Raw genomic sequence first — 22,231 nt, forward strand, 5'->3', positions numbered from 1 at the left:
AGGTGGGCCAGGTAGATGCTGGTCACGCTCGCGACGGCGGCGATCACGGACCCGACGCGGTCGGGCTTGCGGTCAGGGGAGGTCATAGGGGTCGCCTTTGTCAGTTCCATCGGTATCCGATCATTCCCGACGCGCAGCCGAAGGCGCCGGTGACCCCGGCCAGCCCCCAGTCGATCGGTCCGGCCCAGAAGCCGTACGTGATGATCGCGCCGGCTCCGCCTCCGCCCCAGACCGTGCAGGCGCGGAAGTAGTGGTTGCGGTACACCCGGCCGGCCCAGCGGTTGTAGCCGTAGTACACGCGGCGCACCATGGGGTGGCGCCTGAGCCAGTGGTGGGCCCGCCGGTGCAGCCGGTGCAGGTAGTGGCGCCAGGACCACTTGCCGGTGAGGTCGAAGCAGTTGACCGGGTCCGCGTGGCAGTAGTCGTAGGCGTTGGCATTGCCGCCGGGCACGGGGTCGACGGACAGGAAGCGCCCGGTCGACGGGTTGTACAGGCGCACGCCCATGAGCGTGAGCCCGGTCGGGGTCTCGCTGGAGCGCTCCTTGGCGCCGAGCCAGTCGTAGCGGCCGGCGCTCTGGCCGGTGCGCGGGTTGCCGTACTCGTCGTAGTCGAGGACGGTCGGCGCGACGCTGCTGTCGGCGGGCAGCTGCAGGGCGATGTCGCCGTGCAGGTCGGCGAGCTGGAAGGTGACGTCGCCGGTGTCCGAGGTGGTGGCGGCGAGACCGCCGTCGAGGCCGTGGACGTTGCGGGTGAGCGCGCCGGTGGCGGTGTCCTCGACGATCCAGCGCGGGCTGTCGCTGTCGGAGTCGTAGTGGTTGAGCTTGGACGAGGTCTGGGTCCAGCTGCCGGAGGCGTTGCTCTCGGTGGTGAAGCCGCGCCGGCGCAGCGCCGAGTCCAGGGTCCAGGTCTGGCGCTGGGTGCCGGCGGTCTGCTGCTGGACGAGGTCGTTGGCGTAGTAGCCGATCGTCGATCCGGGCAGGGCGGTGGTGCGGCCGAACGCGTCGTAGGTGTAGCCGCTGTTCACCAGCCGGTCGGCGGTGTCGTAGGTGTACGACGTGGTGGTGGCGCCGGTGGTGGTGCAGTCCGCGCCGACGGCGGCGGCGGAGGTGGCCAGCGTCTTGCGGTTGGTGTTCTTGTCGAAGGTGTAGGCGCGGGTCGTGCACACCGCGTCGGGCGTGGTGTCCTGCACCTGGGTCAGACGTCCGGCCTTGTCGTAGGCGTAGGTCTGGGACGAGGTGACGCCGGGGGTGCCGGTGTGGCTGGCCCACTGGCCCTGGACGGTGGTGCTGACGCTGTCGGACAGCAGCACGGTCCCGTCGCTGTCCCGGGTGTAGGTGCGGCCGGTGGCGGTGCCGTCCGGGTCCTGGTCGTCGGCCATGGTGTAACCGCCGGGCAGGGTCTGCTTGGTCAGCTTGCCGTCGGCGTCGTAGCGGGCGGTGAAGGTGCCGGCGACCGAGTCGGTCATCGACGTGGCCAGGCCGCGCGGGTCGACGGTGGTGTCGTAGGTGTAGGTGGTGGTCGACGGCACGCTGTCGGTGACCTTGAGGGGCCGGTCCAGCGCGTCGTACTGGGTGCTGGTCGTCCCGCCGTCGGCGTCGGTGTAGGACATCAGGCGGCCGAGCTGGTCGTACGCCTTGGTGAGGGTGCCGCCGGTGGTGGACGTCTGCTTGACGGCCTGCCCCGTGGCGCTGTCGTAGCTGGTGGTCACGGCCGGGACGGTGGCGCCCAGGCCGCCGGAGACGGTGACCGTGGTCGGCCGGCCGGCGCCGTCGTAGGCGGTGGTGGTCGTCCGGGTCGAGCTTCCCGAGGTCTCGGTGACGGTGGTGGGGTTGCCCCAGCGGTCGTACTGGGTGGTCTTGGTGGGCAGTGTGGCCGGGTTGGAGCCGCCGCCGGTGATGGCCGCGGCCGGTCCGGTCTGGCAGACCGCGTCGGCCCACTCGGGACGGCCGCCGCAGGTGCCGGTGCCGTCCGCGGTGTAGTAGGTGGTCACCGTGGTCCCGGCGTCCGACCCGCTGGAGGCGGGCTGGCTGGTCGAGGTGACCCGGCCCTGGTCGTCGTAGCCGGTGGTGGTGGTGATCGCCAGACCGCCCGGGTCCTGGATGGTGGCCGTGGGCAGGCCCTTGGCCCAGTCGTACGTCGTGGAGGTCGCCCGCGGGTCGGCCGTCAGGTCGGGCCACGAGCGCGGCTGGGCGCCGACGGTCTCCTTGGTGACCTGGTTCCGGACCGTGGCGGTGCCGTCGGTGGGACGGCCGGCGTCGTACTCCTTCACCGTGTGCTGACGGGCCGTCAGCTGATTGCCGGCCGTGGCGAGGGTGGTGGTGCCGCTGGTGAGGTCCGCCGCCAGGGTCACGCGGTGCAGCGGCCCGTAGGTGTCGGTCTCACGCTGGCCGTCGGCGCTGTAGACCGAAGTGGTCGACAGCAGCTGGGCCCGCTCGGCTGAAGCCAGGGCGTTGATGCCCAGGTCGGTGAGCTGGTCCTGCTGCGCCTGGGTGGTGCCCAGGGCGAGTTCGCGGTCGGCGGCGGTCAGGGTGCGGACCTTGTTGCCGAAGGTGTCGTACTCGGTGACCGCGATGTGGTGGCCGGGCGTGGCCTCGTCGACCTCACGGCCGGAGGCGTCCAGGTAGTGGATGCCGGCCCGGGTGTAGTCACCGGCGGTCAGGGCGGTGCCGTCGCTGGAGGCGGGCACCTGGTCGGCGGGGAAGACGGCGGTGGCGTCGGTGGGCAGGTCGCTCTGCCCCCAGCCGGCCACCGTGGCGGCGCCGAGGTCCTCCGGGGCCGCGGCGCCGCTCAGCGGTACGCCGTAGACGACGGTGGTGGTGGCGGTGCCGTTGGTCTGGCTCGCGCTGCCCGGGGCGAGCGTGGCGCGGGACGCCTTCAGCAGCATGCCGGCGCCGGCCGCCGGGTTGGAGCCGGCCTGCCCGTAGGTGAAGGTCCACGGCAGCTGTCCGGGCGGGGTCAGCGTGGTGACCCGGCCGGCGCTGTCGTAGGCGTACGCCGTCTTCAGGGCCGGGCTGATGCGCGGGTCCCACTGCTCCCGCAGCCGGCCGGCGTCGTCGTAGGCGTACTGGGCGACGGCGACGGCGGTGGCCGTGGAGGCGCCGGGGGCGGTGGACCACAGCTTGATCTGCGAGACCTGGCCGGCGAAGTCGCCGAAGGCGGACGCGGTGGCGGTGGTGGTCGTCGGGTAGACGAACTCCAGCACGCGGCAGCCCTTGGTGGACGGGTCGGTGTCGCAGGCGCCCAGAGTGGTGGCGGTGGTCGCGGCGATGATCCGCTTCGGGCGGGCCAGCGTCTTGCCGCCGACGGTGACGGCCTCGGAGACCACCTTGGTGGTGGAGTTGGCCAGACCGTCGGCCAGCGAGCTGGTCACCGTCCAAGTGGTCGCCGACGCGTTGACCTTGGAGAAGGTGGTCACGGTGCCGTCGGTGTCGGACAGGGTGAAGTCGCCCGAGGCGAAGGAGCCGGTGAGGGTGAGGTCCTCCGAGCCCGGCTCGGGCACCCAGCCGGTCTTCGCCGCGTTCGCGGTAAAGGTGATCGTGTCACCGTCGGCGGTGGACACGTTCAGCGAGGTGGCCGAGGTCTTCACGATCTGCGTGTAGTCGGAGTCGAGCGCCTCGGCGGTGGTGCCGGACAGCCACTCCTTGCCGAAGATCGGCGCCTGGCCCTCCTGGCCGGCCCCGGCCTGCGGGGTACGGGAGGAGGCGGTACGGGACACCGACATGCCGAAGAAGGAGGCGTCGGTGCCGGAGAGCGTGTAGTCGCCGGTGAGCAGGTTCACCGAGCCGGGGCCGACGGACTGCGTGGCGGCGCCGTCGGCGGAGCGGTCGACGACCACGCCGATCGGGTCGGAGGAGGTGGCGGCGCTGTTCGGACCGGTGAAGTCGGCGCGGACCTGCACGGCACCGTCGGGGTTGACCGTGCTGGTGGCGTTCCACGTCAGCTTCGGGCTCTTGCCGCCGCTCAGGGCCAGGGGCCACGACGCGAGCGCTTGGCCGCCGTTGGTGACGTCCGCCGCCGGGATCGGCGCCCAGGTGTCGGCGTCGCCGCGCCGCCAGGAGAAGGTGACGTGGTCGTACTTCGAGCCGTCGGCCTCGGCGGCCAGCGGAACGCGGGCGGCCGTGCGGGTGCCGTCGTCGGGGGACGTGACACCGCCCGGACCGACGTGGAACGTGTAGGAGACGGCCTCGGACTTGTTCTCCGCCTTGTCGGTGGCCCGCACCTGAAGGGTGTTGGTGCCGGCCTTCGCCGGGGTCACGGAGAAGGTGACCGGGGTGGTGCCGGAGGTCGGGACCTTGGTCCAGGTGGAGCCGTCCAGCGACCACTCGATGCCGTTCTGGTCACCGGCGGGCGGCGTGACGGTGAACTTGCCCGCCTGCCCCGCGCCCTTGACCCACTGGTCGCTCGGGTAGTCCGTCGACGTGATCGAGGTGGGGGCGGAGGGGGCGGTGGTGTCGACGGTGAAGACCGCGTAGTTGGACCAGCCCAGGTTGTAGCTGGTGCCGTCGTACGGCGTGGTGCGGAACTTGTACGTCTTGCCGTTGGCCAGCAGCCCCGACGGCACGGTCACCGACGCGGGCTGCCCGGCCGGGACGAACGCCGACGACAGGTTCGAACCCACCTGCGTACCGGTCGCGTTGTCCGCGATCTGGAAGAAACCCTGCACCTTGTCGTTGTTGGGATCCGCGAAGGTGTCCCGCAACGTCGGCGTGAGGGTGTTGACATACCAGGTGCCGCCGGCGTCCTTGAAGAACGGCGGACCCGCCTGCTGGTCGGTGCCCGTACGCGGCCGGTAGTTGTAGGTGACCACCAGCTTGGGCGGGTTGGACGCCGCGTTGGCGGAGTTCACCCGCTTCCACGGCAGACTCGTCGACTCGTCCGTCGCCCGCAGACCCATGTTGGAGGTCGCGTTCTTCGCCGACGCCCACGTCTGCGCCAGGTTCGTCACATCGGCGCTGATCCAGCCGTCCGGCTGCGTCGAACAGCCCGGGTTGCCGGTGGTGGCCGTGGAGGTGGCGAACTTCTGGTTCCAGGCCGGCTGCGAGGTCCAGCGCGAGGCCGTGGACGGTTTGCCGGTGTCCCACACCTCCCACGGGTAGGCCTTGCAGTCGGTGTTGCCCGAGTGGAAGTCCCACAGCGACAGCGTCGCCTTCGACACCAGCGCGTCCGAGAACGGCGCCGTGTTCCAGGTGATGAACGAGCGGGCGGTACGGGGAGTGCCGTCGGCGTTCTTCGTGCCCGGGTTGCCCAGGTCCAGCTCGGTGTCGGCCGACCAGTCGACCGTCTCCCCCTGCTGCACATAGGTGTCGAAGACGTTGGACAGCGCAGCCGTGGAGGGGTCCACGGTCACCGGGAACTGGGTCCTGGGATCGGCGAGGAAGCCCGCGTCCGGGGTGAAGACCAGGTCGATCGTGCCCTTGCGCTGCACGACCTGCAGCTTCACCTTCGCCCGGTGGGTGTGCTCACCGGAGACCGGGTCGACGCTCGCGTCCCACATCACCGGGGCGGGCATCGTCGCCTGCTTCTTGCCCTTGGCGTCGGTGAACAGCACACTGCCGTCGGCCAGTTGCTTGACCTTCAGGCCCTTGGCCTTCAGCGGCAGCGTGTAGGCGTAGCCGTCGGTGGCCGGCTTCTGCCGGATCTCGACGTACTGCTCGAAACCAGTCCGGGTCGCCTCGACGACCACGTCCGCACCCGGCACCGCATCCGTGTAGGTGGCGCGGTTGCCGGACAGCTTCGGCTTGGGCAGGCCGCCCTTCCACTGCAGGGTGAGCTGCTGGTCCCCCTCCCCCAGGGTCACCAGGTCCCGGGCCGGAGCATTGCCGGCAGCGGCCAGCGACCGCGCGGCCGCACCCCCACCGCCCGCCAGACGCAGACCACGCGGATGCCCCTTGGGCGCCACGACACCGTTGCCGTCGTCGACCAGGTTCAGGTCCACCGGGTGCCAGGCGCCGCCCTGCTTGAACCGGATCGGCCCCGCGGACACCTCGGACGTGAGCGAACCGTCCGGGTTCACCCAAGTGGTCGCCGTCTCGGTGCGCTCCGAGAGCGCCTCCACCCGCTTGCCCGAGAGCCGCGCCGCGACCCGCGCCGACGGGATGTCCGCCGCCGACGCGGGATAGCGCTTCTGCTGGTGCGGCGCGGTGTGCGGCTTGTCCGGCGCGGCATTGGCGTCGACGCCGTCCAGCGCCGCGACGGCCATCGCAAGGGCGAGGGAGGCGGCTATACGACGCGTCCACACGCCCCTGGGATCGAGCCGGACGCCTCGGCGCCCGGACCCTGGTCTCTTACTCATTTCATCCCTAATTCGGTTACCCGGCGCAGGAGTTGCGGCTGCGGGAGGTCGAACCTTAAGGGATCTTGAAAAGAGCCAAAAAGGATAAAGGTGACCGGGACGATGTTTACGTGTTCACCACAATCCTGGTCCTTACTCAAGTCTTACTGGGAGGGGTCCGCGTCACCTCAGCAGTCGCCCTGGACCCGCACCGCGTCCTCGCAGAGAGGATCGACCCGCCGGCGCGCCGCCGAGATGATGTACCCGTCGGCTCTGCGCCCGCAGATCGAGATTTTCGGACGCCCCGGTCGGCGCCGCCTCGTTCCGACGTGACGTCAAGTCCCGGTCGTACTAACGTCGATTGGCTTAACCAAGGTCCGCTCATAGGGCATGATGGGAAGTCCGGTTTTCCGTATTCGGCCTCGGGTGTCGGATTCCGGGCAGCTGAGGGCGCATTCGGGGCAGCAGGGGGCACAGTGTCACGTGTGGTGATCTGCCACGGCATCGGCTACCAGTACAAACACAGCGAGACGATGCTGACCGAGTGGTACGACGCCCTGCGCGTCGGCATGACGGACGCCGCGCGGCCGGTGCCGGACGCCGCGGACGTCGCCGCCGTGTACTACGGCAGCTGTTTCCGCGCCCGCGGCGGCAAGGGCGGCATGGACGACGAGTTGGCCGACATCCCACCGTTGCGGATCGGTGACGTCCGCGACCCGCTCGAACTGGAACTGCTGGAAGCGTTCGCCAACGGCACCGAGGCTCCACTCCCCGGAGGCAAGGGACTCGGACAGATGGCCCTGCGCCGGCTGGAGCGCAGCGAAGCGCTCGGGCGGCCCGCCGGGCGAACCGCGATCTGGCTGGTCAAGCAGGTGCGCCGGTATCTGGATCCCGAGGACACCGTACGGGCTTGCGCTCAGCAGCGCTTCGAGCGCGTGGTGACCGCGGACACCAAGGTCGTCATCGGCCACTCCCTCGGTTCCGTCGTCGCGTATGAGGCGCTGCGCGCTCACCCGGATTGGAATGTGCACACGTTCATCAGCCTCGGCTCGCCGCTCGGCGTCCAGGCCGTCCGTGACCGGCTGCGGCCGGCGCCGCCCGCACAGGGCGACGGCTTCCCTCCGGTGGCTCGGTGGGTCAATGTGGCGGCCAAGGACGACCCCATCGCACTGGTGAAGCAACTCGCCCCTGTCTTCGGCGCGGTGGACGACCAGCCGGTCGTCAATCTGCCGTGGCACCACCCGGGCAAGTACGTCTTCGGCAGCCACTCCGTGCTCCGCTACCTCACCACCGGAGAGGTGGCCGACGCCGTCGCGAGCGCACTGCTCGCCAGCGACCGGTGACGTCGGCGGAGTACGCCTCCGGCCGGTCGACCGGGATCGTTCGGACGGCGCTGGTCTCCGGTACCAGCCGGTTCGCGGACGGGTTCGAGCCGTTACCCCGGGTACAGGACGAGCTGCGGATGATGCGGGCCGTGCTGGCGGAGGCCGGGTACGCCATTCACCGCCTCTCGCGCACCGACCCGACCTGCGACGACCTGGCCGACAGCTTCGAGCAGGCACTGGACGGCGACGGCACGCCTCCCGACGTGCTGCTCTTCTACTACTCCGGGCACGGGTACGCCTTCGGCGACGGAGACATCCTGCTCGCGGCCAGCAACAGCGAGAAGGCCAAGCGGTCGACCATGCTGGGTGTGGACCGGCTGATGTCACTGATCGTTCCGGACGGGAAGCCGCGCCCGCGCGAAGTGGTCGTTCTGATCGACGCGTGCCAGTCCGGGCTGGCCATCGCCCAGATGGAGCGCGCCGCGAAGGAGCACTGGGACCGGGGGACCGACATGCCCGTGCTCACCCTGATCAGTTCCACGGACCGGATCGGCGATGCGCAGCAGATGCACTTCGCCGACTCCTTCGCGGCTGCCCTGCGCAATACGCGCGCCGGTACGGACGTCGTACACCTCGAGGCACAAGGACTCTTCAGCGAGCTGAAGGTCCGGATGAAGAAGGGCTCCCAGAACCCCCGTGATCCCCAGTTGCCCAGCTGGGTACCGCCGCGGGAGCAGTTCCGGGCCTTTCCCAACCCGCGCTATCTTCAGCCGAAGCTGCGCCGGCCGGCCGAGGCGCAACCGCACAGCGGATGGGCCTTCCACGGGCGCGCCGAGGCCGCCCGGGACGTAGTGGCCCACCTGGTCGGCACCCCTGACACCGACGAGCCCGGAACACCTCTGCTGGTCACCGGGGGACCCGGCTCGGGGAAATCTCTGCTGCTCGACTGGATCCACGCCTGCTCGGTGGGACAACCGTTGCCGACCGGCGCGGGAACACCGCCGGTCCCGGCGCCCGCGCGATGCGTCGACCTGCTGCTGGACATCCGAAACTGGAACCTGGACACCGTGGTGCGGCGGCTGGCCGAGCGCTATGAGACCGGCGAACCCGACTGCGCGGCTCTCGTGGAAGCCCTCGGCGGGCGCGGGCTGAGACTCGTCTTCGACTCACTCGACGCCAGCGCGGAGCCCGAACTGATCTACCGCATGCTACTGGTTCCCCTGGCCACGCAGCCGCGGACCCGGGTCGTCATGGCCGGCAGCCAGGTTCCGGAGGGATTCGAGGGACGCCTCGTCGATCTCGACGCGGACGCCTACTTCCGCGCCGCCGACTTGGCCGGGCTCGTCGAACACGTGCTGAGGAACCGCAAGGGCACCACCTGGTCGGTCACCGACAGCCGCTCGGTGCAGAACATCGCCCAGGCCACAGCGGCTGCGGCCGGAAAGTCGTGGCTCCGTGCTTACCTCTTCGCGGTCGACATGAGCAATGAGGACCCCGCGACCGCCCGGGTGCGGGCCGAGCGGTCCAACGCCGACCTGTTCCTCGATGAACTCGTCCGCATCAGCGGCGCGCTGGACGACGAGGATCCGCAGTGGGCGCGGGACATGCTCCTCCCGCTCGCCCTGGCCCAGGGCGACGGACTCCCGGCCGACGGGAGACTGTGGGCGGCGGTGGTGCGGGCGGCAGGGCGGCCCGGCGTCAGCGCAGTGGACCTCTCCACCGTGCAGAGCGAGGCAGGGGACTACCTCGACGTCCCGGAGGACGGTATGAACAGCCACGGGTGGCGGCTCAAACACCCGGCGACGGCCGAGTACCTGGCCGATTCGGCCGACGCGCGTGAATACCACTCACTGTTCGTCGCGGCCATGACCGAGCAGTTGCCCGTGCTGCCGTCCGGCCGGCGCGACTGGTCGAGCGCCGACCGGTACACCCGTGACCACCTCCCGCACCATGCGCGGCTCGCGGGCGTGCTGGAGGAGTTCCTCGACGACCCCGAGTTCCTGCTCGCCATGAACGGCGAGAAGCTGTACCGCGTGCTCGGTCTCCTCCAGGAGACACCCGATGACAGGGCTGCCAACGTACGCGCCCTGTGCTGGGAGCTGATGCGGTCACTCTGGCGGCTGCCCGACGGGCACACCTTGGCCCGGCTCGCACTGCACGCCCAGGTGCGGGGCCTGCACGAACTGTCCCGGCGTGCCCGTGAGTACGCGGTGGGCTGGCAGGCGGAGGCGGTCGACTGCCGTCCCCCTTCACTCCGCAAGATCATCGAAGATCGCGGCATCAAGGCAGTCCACTGCCTTCCCGACGGCGGTGAACTCGCACTCAGCGGCAGCTGGGTCCTGTATCGACCGGGTGGAGCGGACGACACCTCATGGACCTCCTTCACGCCCAGCAACGTCCCCAGCCGCGAGGTCCCGAGCCGGGTCACCGCCTCCTCCGTCATCGACCACGGTGGCGAGGCCGCACTGTTCGCGGGGGAGATCACGGGACAGGCGTGGGTCGCACTGCTGAGCGGCCCGGGGCAGCAGATCGAACCGCTTCATCTCACCTGCCCCCTGATCGCCTGCCTCAAGGTCGGAGAGGACCTGCTGATCGCGGGTAGTGACGGATGGCAGTGGCGAAGCAAGGGCGAGACCGGACGTCTGGTGGCAAGTCCGTCGCTGCGCCTCGGCGGCGTCACCGCGGCGGAGACCCCGCACGGAATCCGGGTGGCCGGGCGGACCCGGTCGGACGTGGTCGTATGGCAGCGTGACGGAACGGCCTTGCGCACCTTCGAACCGCCGCAGGCACGCGGTCTGATCAAGATCGCGTCGGACGCCGGGGGTGTCTACACCGGTGCCGGTGACGGCTCGGTGTGGTGGACGGCCTGGGACGGACGGCGTCGGCGACAGGTCCTGCAGCACGCGAGCGGCGTGAGCGAACTGCGGCTGTGCACGGTCGGTGACGCTCAGGTCCTGGTCAGCGCCGGCCTGCACGGCGACATCCGGCTGTCCCCGCTCACCGGTTCCGGCTCGCCCCGGCAGTTCGACATCGGGCTGGACGTCCACGCGGTCGACGTCCACCGAAACGGAGAGGTCGTCGTCGGTACCGCCGAGGGCCTCGTACGCATCGCGCCATGAGCAACGCCCGCACAGGGAATCGAGGAGTCGAGCGTGAGTCATGAGGACCTGAAGTCAGCCTCCGCCCGCAGGACGGCGTCGTTGCCGTACGAACTGCGCATGACACTTCATGCGCTCGCCACTGATCTGGTGGACGGTGCGGTCGATCCGCTCCGCGTGGAGTCCCGGCTGCGCAGTGTCATCACCCTCGGCAAGTCCGTTCTGGACCATCGCATTCCTCTCCCCCGGCGCCCGTTCGACTTCTCGGAGGAGAGCAGGCCGATCGGTCCCGGCGCTCTCCTGTACGAGTACGCCGAGGCGGGGGCGACAGGCCTGGGTGATGTGCTGAGCGAGCTGGACGAGGGTCTGCTGGCCGAACTCGACCAGTTGGTGACCCGAGCCGACCAGGTGCCTGCGGGGAGCGAGCTGCCGAAGGCGGCGCCGGTGAGCGGAGTTCCCCTGCTGCTCGCGCCGGTCGACGACTGGCACGTCATCGCCAGGGCCGACATCAGGTTCGATCCCGGCGCCGCGGGCCGGTCCTGGGCACCGCTGCCCGACCCGGCCGCCATCGAGCGGGGGCTGCGAGCGGCGCGGCACCTGGTGTCGGGCGTCGGAAGCCGGCTGTCCCCCGAGGTCCGTCCTCAGGTGAACGTGCGGGATCTGCTCGCTCCTTCCGCGATCGGCCCGGATTGCTGCGCCCTCGCCGTCGCACTGTCCTGGGTCGCCGCGGAGGGCGACCTCCCGGGCCTCGGCGACCTGGGTGTGCTGGCCCTGGCGGGCATCTCGCCAGACGGAGACTGGCTGCCGCCCGCGGTCTCCGAACGTGCGATGGCGGCTGCCACCGAGGCCGGCCTCGGCGTACTGTCGCGGGAGGCCGACGGCTGGCGGCTGTGCCGGGCGGGAACCGTCGAGACCGACACGGAACCGACCCTGCTCGGCGCGGTCCGGTTGCTGTGGGCGGATCAGTGGCAGGCGACGGTACGCCGCTGGGCCGCGCAGACGCTCGCGGAGCAGGAGTGGCGTGTCCTGCATTCCACCGGTGCGGCCGACTCGGCGCCCGGATGGTCCGGGCCGGCCGACCGGCGTCTGGTGGAGTTCGACCGGGCCTCCTTCCTGTTCAAACGGTTCCATGGGAAGCCGCTGTCCCGGGTGATCCAGTCCGGTGCCCGCAACTGCGGGAAGACGGTGTGCGCGCAGCAACTGGTCCGCAAGCTGGAGGGTGCCGGCTGGCAGACCGTGGTCGTGTCGCCCGACCGCCACCAACTGCCCTCCGACGGCGAGCTGCCCGTGGTGATCCGTGCCGCGCTCACCACCACCGGAGTCGACAGCTCCCGCCGGAAGGTCCTGGTCGTACTGGAAGACCTGCACGCCCTGGAGGACGGCAACGTCGGCGAGGCGCTGGAGTCCCTCGGAGAGCTCAAGGTCGGGGTCCTCGCGCTGACCCGGTTCGTCGACGGAGCGGCCAACCGCTGGGACAACCACGGGGTGACCTCCTACGTCACCCTGGTGGCCCCGGAGGACGTCCCGGACCTGGCCCGCCGGATGATCGCCCAGGCGCCCGGGGAGTACCGGGTCCGAGCCGACGACACGGCGGCTGTCGATCTGACGGTCGAGGCGTGCCAGGGGGATCTGCGGCTGCTGGGCGACCTGCTGCGCGAGGAACCGGCCGACACGCCCACTCCCGCGGCGGCCTTGCCGGAGCGTGGCCAGGGTGCCGAACTGGTGCGGGCACGGGCACGGAGCGTCTGTGACGGTCTCGGCACCGATGCGCGTGCCGCAGTGGCCCTGCTCGCCGCGGTGTCCTGGCTGGACGAGGGCCTTCCGTCCGCACATCTGGCGGCCGTTCCTGAGCACACGCGGGCAAGTCTGGCAGTGGTCGTCCACGAGGATCTGGCGAGGATTCCCAGTACCGTCCGGGCCGAGGCGGTGCTCGCCTGTGCGAGCCCCAAGGGCCTGGACGCGCTGCCCGGCCATCTGGAGCCCTACGTGGTGACCCTCCTTGGGGAGGGGAACCACCAGCGGCTCTACGCCCTGCTGCGCAAGTGTGCCGCCTACGCGCCGGAACACCTCGCCCGACTGCTGGAAATACCTGCGGTGCGCCGTGCGATCACCGACTGGGCGGCGACCGCACATCCTCGCCAGGCCCTCACCCTCCTGCGCCTGTGCCGGCGCAACAGTGACGGCCACTGGACGGCGGCCGCTCTGCCGGCCGTCATCGAACGCATTCCGCAAACGCATGACCTGACGGTTCGTGACCTGACTCTCGCCCTGACCTCACTCTGGGACGACGAGCTCCGCCTGCCGCAGAACGTGCTCTCGGACCTCGTCGCATGGGTCGGTACCCCGCAGGAGGGGCTGGACTCCGTCCTCGCGCGGTCCTCCACCCTCCCGGACCGGTTCAACCTCGTCAGCGCTCTGCTGCAGCTGGCCGGAGAGGGCACGACACCGACCGGAACGGTCTGCGAATGGCTCGAGCAACGCGCCGACGACCTCGTCCGCGGTGCCGACCCGGCCCGGCACCGGGATCTCATCGCCGTGCGGCGCATGGACGACCTGATTTTCACCAAATCGCGGCAGGCCAGAAGGGACGACGCCCCGTCGGCACTGCGCCCGCTGGTCAAACAGGCCCAGTACCTCATCGACTCCCCTCCCACCCGGGACAGGTCCCTCGCCGCCATTCTGGCCTGGTTGTCGCTGAGGCTGCACTTCGACGGCGCCGGGGACTGGGATCAGATCATCGAGCAGTACAAGTCGCAACTGCAGGCCGCGTTGGCATACTCGGACGCCAGTCAGATAAGCCTGGCCCTGTCCGACCTGGCCCAGAGCAATCGCGGACTGAGCAACCGGCTGCTCAATCACCTCAAGTTCGGGCGCACCCTGGTCCCCGTGGTGAAGGCGGCGCCGCCCGCCGAGGCCGCCATCCTCATCTCGACGGTGCGGAACATCCATGCCGCCACGCTGCGCACTCTGCTCTACCGGGAGAACCGCGACGGCGATCTGATCGCCGACAGCGGCCTGGCCCGTGAACTGGCCAAGTCCGTCTGCGCGTTCGAGGACGCACGCGGTGCGGGCATGCTGCTCAGCAGCGTCAGCCGCGTCGACGACCTCTACTGCGACACCAAGGAACGGTTCGGTTACCGGCTGGCCAGTGAGCTGGGCCAGGAGTTCGTCGAGAGGGTCATCCGGCGAGAGCGTCGGCCCGCCATCGTCTACCACCTGCTGCGGGGGCTGTGGGAGTCGGGCGCGGACTACCGGCAGGCGGTCGAGGAGTCGGCGCTCAACCTCGTCGTCTCCAGCATTCACGCGCAGCGTGGCACGGCCCGCCCCTGGGGTCCCCGGCTGGCCATGCTGCTGATCCAGGACGAGTACTTCGGCCAGCACTTCCTCCACGAGCTGGCCGCGCGGCTGGACCGCCGGGTCCTGCGCGACCGGATGGCCCAGTTGTCGCTCGACCCGGAGAGCATGGTGCACACCCATCGGCTCGGGCTCGCGCTGGTGCCCGATATCGGCGCGGACTTCGCCAAGCTGATCGAGCTGGACAAGGCCGGTGAGGTCCAGCTTTTGAGCACCGCGCGCAACGTGGCTCAGAAGCTGCAGGTGCTCGCCGACACCCTGCGGGCGGGCGGCGTCGCCGAGGCGACCGAGCTGGTGCTCAAGCACTTCAGGCAGCAGAACCCGCACTGGAGCTGGGCCGAGCGGCTGCGGGTCCGCCGTGGCATCGGCGCCTTCACCACCACGCTCGGACAGCTGCGCAAACTCGACCCGTCCGAGGCGGCGACGACCGTGGACACCTTGAGCCGACCCCACGGTGGGCAGGACCTGTCCCATTTGCGGGACCTCGTGCTGCGTAGTGTGGTGCATCCGCCCCTCGCCGCCGAATTGCTGAGCGAGGTGGAGCGCTGCCGGACCGGGCTCGGCAAGGCGGAGCTGGCTGCCCTGCGCGGCGAGCGCAGGCGCTGGCGGACGCTCATCGAGGTCTTCAAGTTCGAGCAGGACCCCCTGACCCAGGGCGTGGTGGGGCGCCACCTGGCACGGCTCGGGGTGACCAACCGGACGGAGGAGACCGAGTGGATGCACACCTTGGTCACCACCCGGTGGGAGGGCACGATGCATCTGCTCGCCAGCCCACGCGCGGTGAGCGAGCTGCTGACGCTCGCTTTCATGTGGGAGCCCCAGTGGGGCGAGCAACTGGCCGCCAGTGTCAACGTCGACCGGCTGCTCAACCGGCTGCGGCTGGGTCTGCGGTCCGACCTCCAGGACGTTCCCCGCCTGTTGGAGGCGCTGTGGCTGACCGGTCACCGTGACGCGTTCGACGTCGTCCTCGGCCATGTGCGCGGGCTGCCCGTCGATGTCCTGGCGAACGCGCTGGGCCTGCGCCAGGCAAGCAGACTCCTGCAGGTGATCCACGTCGCGAAGAGATCGGCCGATGCACTGCCGGAGGCGGTGGGCCGGCTGGTCGAGCAGGTGGCGGGCCGGCCTTTGGTGGTGGACGCCGAGGCGCACTGGGCGGGCCTCGGATGGGCGGCGCAGGCCCTGCACGAGTGCTCCGGCCTCCGCTTCCTGCCGGAGGTCGTCCCGGCGCTGCGGCCCAACACCGTGGCGTATCCCGCCGCCGTCGCCTGGGCGGCGGCCTGGCTGCCCCGTACCGAATGGTCGAGCGCGATCGTCTCCGAAGCCGTGGACGCCTTCGAGAAGTCCGGCAGCAACCAGCACTGGCATCCCCGCGAGACCTGTATGACATTGATCGCCGCCGCGAGGGCCGGCCTTCTGCCCGCCGACGGCCCCCTCGACCCGCAGTGGTACGCGGCCACCGAGGCGAGCCCCCACCTGCTCACGCTCTTGTTCCGGGAGGCGGAGGTGTCCCCGTTCCTGCGCGCGCACCTGGCGCGTCCGGAGATCGCCACTCGCATGCGCAAGGTGATCAGTGCCCCCGGCCTCTCCTCTCACCTGTGCAAGAAGGAACTGAGCTCCGCCGTGGAGCGGCTGTGTCCGGAGCCGCCCACGCCCGGCCCGGGCCCGAACAAGGGGCTCGGGCTGTGAGGTCCCGGTGAAGTCGTCCCAGCCGGACCACAGGCCCCGCCGCACCCCGAGCAGGCGTGCAGCGGGGCCCGTGGTCAGCTCAGGTCCCCCACCGACGGCACCACCACTCCGTACAGGTCCGCGATCGTCGCCAAGGCGCTGTGGTGGAGGTGGTCCGCGGGGACCTCGGTGAGGGGTGTGGGCAGGGGGCGGGTGGCGCAGGCGTCGGCGACGACCGTGGGGCGGTTGCCGCGCAGGAAGGCGCCGGCGGTGGTGAACGTGACGCACATATGGGTCATGAAGCCGGCGATGACGACGTCCTTGTGGCCGGCGGCGTCGACGCGGGCGCCGAGGTCGGTGCCGTGGAAGCCGTCCGGGACCGTCTTGACGACGACCGCCTCGCCCTCGGCGGGCGCCACCTTCGGGTGGATGGCACCGATGTCGGCGCGGATGTCGTACGGGGTGTCCGGGCCGCCGTCGTTGACGACGTGGAGGATCGTCGCGCCGGCCTCGCGGGCGCGGGCGAGCAGGGCGGCGCCGGCGTCGAGGGCCTCCTGCCAGCCCGTCAGCTCCATCACGCCGCGGGTGTAGGTGTTCTGGTAGTCGACCATGATCAGGGTCGCGGCGGACAGGGACGCGGGCGTCTGGTCAAAGCGGTTGAGGTCACGCAGAGTTGTCGTCTTCATGGCGTCCACGCTAGGAGTCGCCCGGCCATGGCGGCAATGTCGTGTAACTTGCAGATTCGGACATGGCCGGTGACCGAGACGCCGGATCGCCGAGCTGCCGGGTCATCGGGATACGGGGGTGCGTGGGGTTGGTCGGGCGCTTCATCGTCGTCATGCTCTTCGACGGGGTGGACCTGCTGGACGTCACCGGTCCGCCCGAGGTGTTCTCGCTGCTGCGGCGGGAGGTGGACGACGCCGACGGGTACGAGGTCGTCCTCGCCGCCGGGACGGCCGACCCGGTGACCACCTCCGCCGGGGTACGGGTGCTGCCCGACGCCACCTTCGCCGAGGTGGCCGCGCGGCGGATCGACACGCTGCTGGTGCCGGGTGCCGTCGAGGTCGACGTACGACGGCAGGTGCGGGCCGTCGTCGATCCCGGGCTGGTGGAGTGGGTGAGGACGCTCGCCGCACGGTCGCGGCGTGTCGCGTCCGTGTGCGTGGGGGCGCATCTGCTCGCCGCCGCGGGCCTGCTGGACGGGCGCCGGGCGACCACACACTGGTCGACGGCCGCGCAGCTCGCCGCCGATCACCCGGAGGTGGAGGTCGACGCCGACCCCATCTTCATCCGTGACGGCGGTGTGTGGACCGGCGCGGGCATCAGCGCCTGCCTGGATCTGTCGCTCGCCCTGGTCGCCGACGACTTCGGCGAGGCCGTCGCCCTGCGGGTCGCCCGGCAGCTCGTGATGTACCTCAAACGCCCCAGCGGGCAGAGCCAGTTCAGCGTGCCGATCGAGCCCGTGTCCACCACGCGTCGCATCGACGATCTGCGGCGGTACATCGCTCGGCACCTCACCGCGCCGCTGACCGTCCCGGACCTCGCCCGCGAGACCAAGGTCAGCGAGCGGCAGCTCACCCGCCTGTTCAAGGACGAACTCGGCACGACCCCCGCCGCCTACGTCGAGGCCGCCCGCGTCGAGGCCGCCCGCAACCGGCTGGAGACCACCGACGACGTGCTCGAACGCGTCGCCGCCGGCTGCGGGTTCGGCACGGTCGACACGCTGATCCGCGCGTTTCGCCGGCGGCTCGACACCACGCCGACGGAGTACCGGATGCGCTTCCGGCACTCCGCCGGACGCCCGGCGAGCGACGGTGTCACACCTGCGTCAGCGTGATGTCCTGCTGCCGTGCCGCGTGGAAGCGGGGCAGCGGCAGACCACCCTGGGGACGCAGCTCCATCACGGTGGCCTCGACGTGGGCCGCGCCGGGGCGCAGCGCGTCAGTGGCGACCAGACCGGTGTTCTCCCAGCGGTGCTCCACGCCGTCGCAGACCGCCCGGGTGCCGCCGATGCCGTGGCGCACGGTGGTGTTCGCGTACGGGGTGGTGGCGGTGGCGGGGGCGCTCTGGGCGACGGAGGAGCTGACCCACACGGGGCCCGTGCTGCCGAGGCAGCTGTAGGTGCCGGACAGGGTGACGGTGCCGCCGGCGGTGATGCGGCCGACCGGGTCGACGGTGACCGTCTCGTAGGAGCCGGTGACGGGGGCTCTGCCGGAGGAGTCGGCGGCGGCCGGGGCGGCGGGGGCCGCGGCCAGCAGCGCGAGGGCGCCGGCCGCCGCGCCGAGGGCGGCGCGCAGGGAGGGGCGGGGCAGCGAGGACAGGGTCATGGGAACCTCCTGAAGTGGGGGTTTCCACTGGTACCGGCCCACCGCGCCCGCACGCGTGAACGTCACCCCATCGGTGGCGCGTCCCACACCCACCGGGCGGCAGGGGCGACGCCGATACGGGCCCCGGTCCGCCCCCGCCGTCGCGGTCGCGTCCCCGCCTTCGCTGTCGCGTCCCCGCCGTCGCGGGCGCGTCGCCGGTATGTCGTAGGGCTGTCACGCTTGGCCGCCGGGTCTTGGCCGGGGGCCGGCCGCGGGCGCATGGTCGAGTCGTAGGACGGTCGTCCGGCCGGCCTACCGGACGTGGAGGTGTGCCATGTGTTCCCACCGCTCCTCGTGCCCCGCGGCCGACGGTCGCCCCGCGCACGTCGTCGCCGCCCACCCCGAGCAGGGCTGGAGCCTGCTGTGCGACGGCACGATCGCCTTCGACGACACCGGTGAGCTGCGGCCCGACGGCCGTGTCGTCGCCCCGCACCGGGTGCCCGACGGCTCGGCCGGCCGACTCGCGATGGCCGCCTGACACCCCGCGCGGGCGGTGACCGCCTGACACCCCGTGCGGGCGGTGACCGCCTGACACCCCGCGCGGCCACGGGTCACGGCAGCACGGCGAATCCGTCCAGCTCGACCATCGCCTCCTCGTCCCACAGGCGTACGACCTGGACGACCGCCATCGCCGGGTAGTCCCGTCCCGCCGAGCGGCGCCAGATGCGGCCGAGTTCGGGGGCGTGGGCCCGGTAGGCGGCGACGTCCGTGGCGTAGACGGTGACCCGGGCGAGGTCGGCGGGGGTGCCGCCGGCCGCGCGCAACGCAGTGAGCAGGTTGTCCAGCGCCCGCGTGAACTGCTCCGGCAACGTCGTCCCCGTGATCTTGCCGTCGCCGTCCAGGGCGGTCTGCCCGGCGAGGAAGACCACGCGGGAGCCGGTGGCGACGACGGCGTGGGAGAAGCCGGTGGCCGGGGAGAGTTCGGGCGGGTCGATGCGCTCCGTGGTCACGGGGTGGCCTCCAGACGGGCGTACAACTCCTTGGCGATGATGCCGCGTTGGACCTCGCTGGCCCCCTCGTAGATGCGCGGGGCGCGCACTTCGCGGTAGAGGTGCTCCAGCAGGTGGCCGCGTTGCAGCGCGCGGGCGCCGTGCAGCTGGACCGCCGTGTCGACGACGAACTGCGCGGTCTCGGTGGCGAGCAGTTTCGCCATCGCCGCGCGCCTCGGCACCTCGGGGGCCTTGTCGTCGTGCGCCGACGCCGCCGCGTAGACCATCAGGCGGGCGGCCTCGGTGCGCAGCGCCATCTCGGCGACCTGGTGGGAGACGGCCTGCAGGTCGCGCAGGGTGCCGCCGAAGGCGTCCCGGCGCGCCGTGTGGGCGAGGGTGGCGTCCAGGGCCGCCTGGGCCATGCCGACGGCGAAGGCGCCGACGCTGGGGCGGAACAGGTTCAGGGTGCCCATGGCGACGGCGAAGCCGCGGTCGACCTCGCCGAGGACGTCGCCGCCGGTCACCGGCACGGCGTCGAAGCGCAGGGCGCCGATGGGATGCGGGGAGAGCATCTCCAGGGGGCGGCCGGTGAGTCCGGGACGATCGGCGGGCACCAGGAACGCGGTGACGCCGCGGGCGCCGGCGCCGGGGGTGGTCCGGGCGAAGACGGTGTAGAAGTCGGCCTCGGGGGCGTTGGAGATCCAGCACTTCTCCCCGGTGAGCCGCCACCGCCCGGGCCCGTCGCCCTCCGCGACGGCGTCACGACCGTCCGGCGGCCCTTCGCCGCTCGCGCCCGGCCCGATCCCCGCCGGTCCGCCGCCCTCCCGGACGGCGGGGTCACGACCCTCCCGCGGCCCGTCGATACGCCCGCCCCGCCCGAGCCCCGCCCATCCGCCGCCCCCCGCGACGGCGGGGTCGCGACCCTCCGACGGCACCTCGAAACGCCCGTCCGGCCCGGTCTCCACCTGGTTGTGGCCCTCCGCGACGGCAGCCCCCCGACCACCCGGCGGCACCTCGGTCCGTCCGTCCGGCCCCGTCCCCGCCGGGCCGCCGGACCCCGCCCCGGAATTGCCGTCCGCCGCCAGCGTCAGCGCTGCCGCGTCCGAGCCCGCGCCCGGCTCGCTCAAAGCGAAGGCGGCGATCGCCGTGCCCTCGGTGACCGCCGGGAGCCAGCGGCGGCGCTGGGCCTCGGTGCCGTGGGCGTGGACGGGGTGGGCGCCCAGCCCCTGGAGGGCGAGGGCGGTCTCGGCCTCGGTGCAGGCGTAGGCCAGGGACTCCCGCATCAGGCACAGGTCGAGCGCGCCGGAGGTGAACAGCCGGCGCAGCAGTCCGAGCCGGCCCAGTTCGGCGACGAGGGCGCGGTTGACGTGTCCGGGTTCGCCCTTCTCGGCGAGCGGGCGCAGCCGCCCCGCGGCCAGGGCGCGCAGCTCGGCACACCAGGCGGTCTGTTCCGGTTCGAGCGAGAATGCGGGCATTGCCGGTCCCCTCTCCCTCGGGCTTCACCCGACGATATCGCGTACCGTTGACTGTCGTCACCAAGGCGATACGCTCCAGGTACTGCGAGCCCGGTAAGCGAGCCCACCACCACGGCCGACTCGGCAAGGGGGCGAACCGCCATGACGACCACGGCGCACCTGGACACCTTCGCGCGCGACCACCTCCCGCCGCGCGAACAGTGGCCCGAGCTCCTCTTCGACCTCCCCGAGCTGCACTACCCCGACCGCCTCAACTGCGCGGACGTCCTCCTCGCCGGCCCCCCGGCCGGCCGCCCCGCCTTCCGCACGGCGGACGGGGCCGTGTGGACCTACGGCGATCTGCGGGCCCGCGTCGACCGGCTCGCCCACCTGCTCACCCGGGACCTGGGGATCGTGCCCGGCAACCGGGTGCTGTTGCGCGGCCCGACCACGCCGTGGCTCGCCGCCTGCTGGCTCGCGGTGCTGAAGGCGGGCGCGATCGCGGTCACCGTGCTGGCCCAGCAGCGTCCGCACGAGCTGGCCACGATGTGCGAGATCGCCCAGGTGCGGCACGCGCTGTGCGACATCCGCGCGGTCGACGACCTCGCGAAGGCCGAGATACCGGGGCTGTCCCTCACCACGTACGGGGGCGACTCCCCCGACGACCTGCTGCGCCGCCCCGCGCCCGAGGAGCCGTACGAGGCGGTGGCCACGGCGGCCGACGACGTGGCCCTGATCGCCTTCACCTCCGGTACGACGGGCCGCCCGAAGGGCTGCATGCACCTGCACCGGGACGTGCTCGCGATCGCCGACACCTTCTCCCGGCACGTCCTGAAGCCCACCGCCGACGACGTGTTCACGGGCTCTCCCCCGCTCGGCTTCACCTTCGGGCTCGGCGGTCTGGTGGTGTTCCCGCTGCGGGCCGGCGCCAGCGCGCTGCTGCTCGAACAGGCAGGCCCCAGGCAGTTGCTGCCCGCGATCGCCGAGCACCGCGTCTCGGTCCTGTTCACCGCGCCGACCGCCTACCGCGCGATGCTCGCCGAACTCGACGGCCACGACGTCTCGTCGCTGCGCCGCTGCGTGTCGGCCGGCGAGAACCTCCCCGCGGCCACCTGGCGCGCCTGGCAGGAGAAGACCGGCCTGCGGATCATCAACGGCATCGGCGCCACCGAGCTGCTGCACATCTTCATCTCCGCCGCCGACGAGGACATCAGGCCGGGCACGACCGGCGTCCCGGTGCCCGGCTGGCAGGCGCGGGTGCAGGACGCCGACGGCCGCGAGCTGCCCGCCGGCGAGCCCGGGCTGCTCGCCGTGCGCGGCCCGGTGGGCTGCCGCTACCTCGCCGACGCGCGGCAGCGCGACTACGTACGCGGCGGCTGGAACATCACCGGCGACACCTATGTCCGCGACGACGACGGCTACTTCCGCTACGTGGCCCGCGCCGACGACATGATCATCTCGGCCGGGTACAACATCGCCGGGCCGGAGGTCGAGGACGCCCTGCTGCGCCACCCCGACGTGGTGGAGGCGGCGGTCGTCGGACGGCCCGACGAGGACCGCGGACAGGTCGTCGTGGCGTACGTCGTCCTGGAGGAGGGCGCGGCGCGGGACACGGAGGCGCTGCGCGCGCATGTGAAGGCGGAGTTGGCGCCGTACAAGTGCCCGCGCGAGATCGTGTACCTGGACGCGCTGCCGCGCACGGCGACCGGGAAACTCCAGCGGTTCCGGCTGCGCGCGCACGAGTGAGGGGGCGGCCGGATGAGGAGACG

The 22,231-nt window shown here is 71.7% G+C and carries 11 protein-coding genes; 6 read left to right on the top strand and 5 right to left on the bottom strand.

The genetic code is table 11. The features are described from left to right. Nucleotides 1–100 precede the first annotated feature (100 nt). The gene (locus ACF1AL_RS16550) at nt 101–6,199 is read right to left on the bottom strand and encodes a DNRLRE domain-containing protein (RefSeq protein ID WP_391826406.1); all 6,099 of its coding nucleotides are present in this window, start codon (nt 6,197–6,199) and stop codon (nt 101–103) included. Between the two features lie 557 nt (nt 6,200–6,756). Between ACF1AL_RS16550 and ACF1AL_RS16555 the strand changes: the two genes are divergently transcribed. The 3 genes from ACF1AL_RS16555 to ACF1AL_RS16565 are packed head-to-tail and all read left to right on the top strand — an operon-like array spanning nt 6,757 to nt 15,734. Further along, entirely contained in the window at nt 6,757–7,614 is an 858-nt protein-coding gene (locus ACF1AL_RS16555) for a hypothetical protein (RefSeq protein WP_391826282.1), read from the top strand. Next, a complete protein-coding gene (locus ACF1AL_RS16560) occupies nt 7,611–10,715 on the top strand; it encodes a caspase family protein (RefSeq protein ID WP_391826284.1) in 3,105 nt (1,034 codons plus the stop codon). The genes ACF1AL_RS16555 and ACF1AL_RS16560 overlap by 4 nt, the downstream gene beginning before the upstream one ends. 33 nt (nt 10,716–10,748) lie before the next feature. Beyond that, nucleotides 10,749–15,734, top strand: a complete 4,986-nt coding sequence (locus ACF1AL_RS16565) for a hypothetical protein (protein ID WP_391700411.1) — start codon at nt 10,749–10,751, stop codon at nt 15,732–15,734. A 74-nt stretch (nt 15,735–15,808) separates the two neighbouring features. Here the strand turns inward: ACF1AL_RS16565 and ACF1AL_RS16570 are convergent, their stop codons facing one another. Further along, on the bottom strand, nt 15,809–16,399 hold the full coding sequence (locus ACF1AL_RS16570) for an isochorismatase family protein (protein ID WP_391700414.1): 591 nt from the start codon (nt 16,397–16,399) through the stop codon (nt 15,809–15,811). A 122-nt stretch (nt 16,400–16,521) separates the two neighbouring features. On the opposite strand from ACF1AL_RS16570, the gene ACF1AL_RS16575 reads away from it, so the two are divergent. Continuing rightward, entirely contained in the window at nt 16,522–17,550 is a 1,029-nt protein-coding gene (locus ACF1AL_RS16575; protein WP_391700417.1) for a GlxA family transcriptional regulator, read from the top strand. Here ACF1AL_RS16575 and ACF1AL_RS16580 read toward each other — a convergent pair. Continuing rightward, nucleotides 17,531–18,040, bottom strand: a complete 510-nt coding sequence (locus ACF1AL_RS16580) for a DUF6299 family protein (protein ID WP_391700419.1) — start codon at nt 18,038–18,040, stop codon at nt 17,531–17,533. The genes ACF1AL_RS16575 and ACF1AL_RS16580 overlap by 20 nt on opposite strands. A 313-nt stretch (nt 18,041–18,353) precedes the next feature. Between ACF1AL_RS16580 and ACF1AL_RS16585 the strand changes: the two genes are divergently transcribed. After that, nucleotides 18,354–18,557, top strand: coding sequence for a DUF5999 family protein (locus ACF1AL_RS16585; protein WP_386584989.1), 204 nt, complete (start codon nt 18,354–18,356; stop codon nt 18,555–18,557). 73 nt (nt 18,558–18,630) lie between these two features. Here ACF1AL_RS16585 and ACF1AL_RS16590 read toward each other — a convergent pair whose 3' ends face one another. Next, nucleotides 18,631–19,029, bottom strand: coding sequence for a RidA family protein (locus ACF1AL_RS16590; protein WP_366836657.1), 399 nt, complete (start codon nt 19,027–19,029; stop codon nt 18,631–18,633). Further along, nucleotides 19,026–20,483, bottom strand: a complete 1,458-nt coding sequence (locus ACF1AL_RS16595; protein WP_391700422.1) for an acyl-CoA dehydrogenase family protein — start codon at nt 20,481–20,483, stop codon at nt 19,026–19,028. Before ACF1AL_RS16595 ends, ACF1AL_RS16590 begins: the two co-directional genes overlap by 4 nt. Nucleotides 20,484–20,624: 141 nt before the next feature. Between ACF1AL_RS16595 and ACF1AL_RS16600 the strand changes: the two genes are divergently transcribed. Then, on the top strand, nt 20,625–22,208 hold the full coding sequence (locus ACF1AL_RS16600) for an AMP-binding protein (RefSeq protein ID WP_391779617.1): 1,584 nt from the start codon (nt 20,625–20,627) through the stop codon (nt 22,206–22,208). Nucleotides 22,209–22,231: the final 23 nt, after the last annotated feature.

Source organism: Streptomyces sp. NPDC014801, from assembly GCF_043082085.1.
GTDB lineage: Bacteria > Actinomycetota > Actinomycetes > Streptomycetales > Streptomycetaceae > Streptomyces.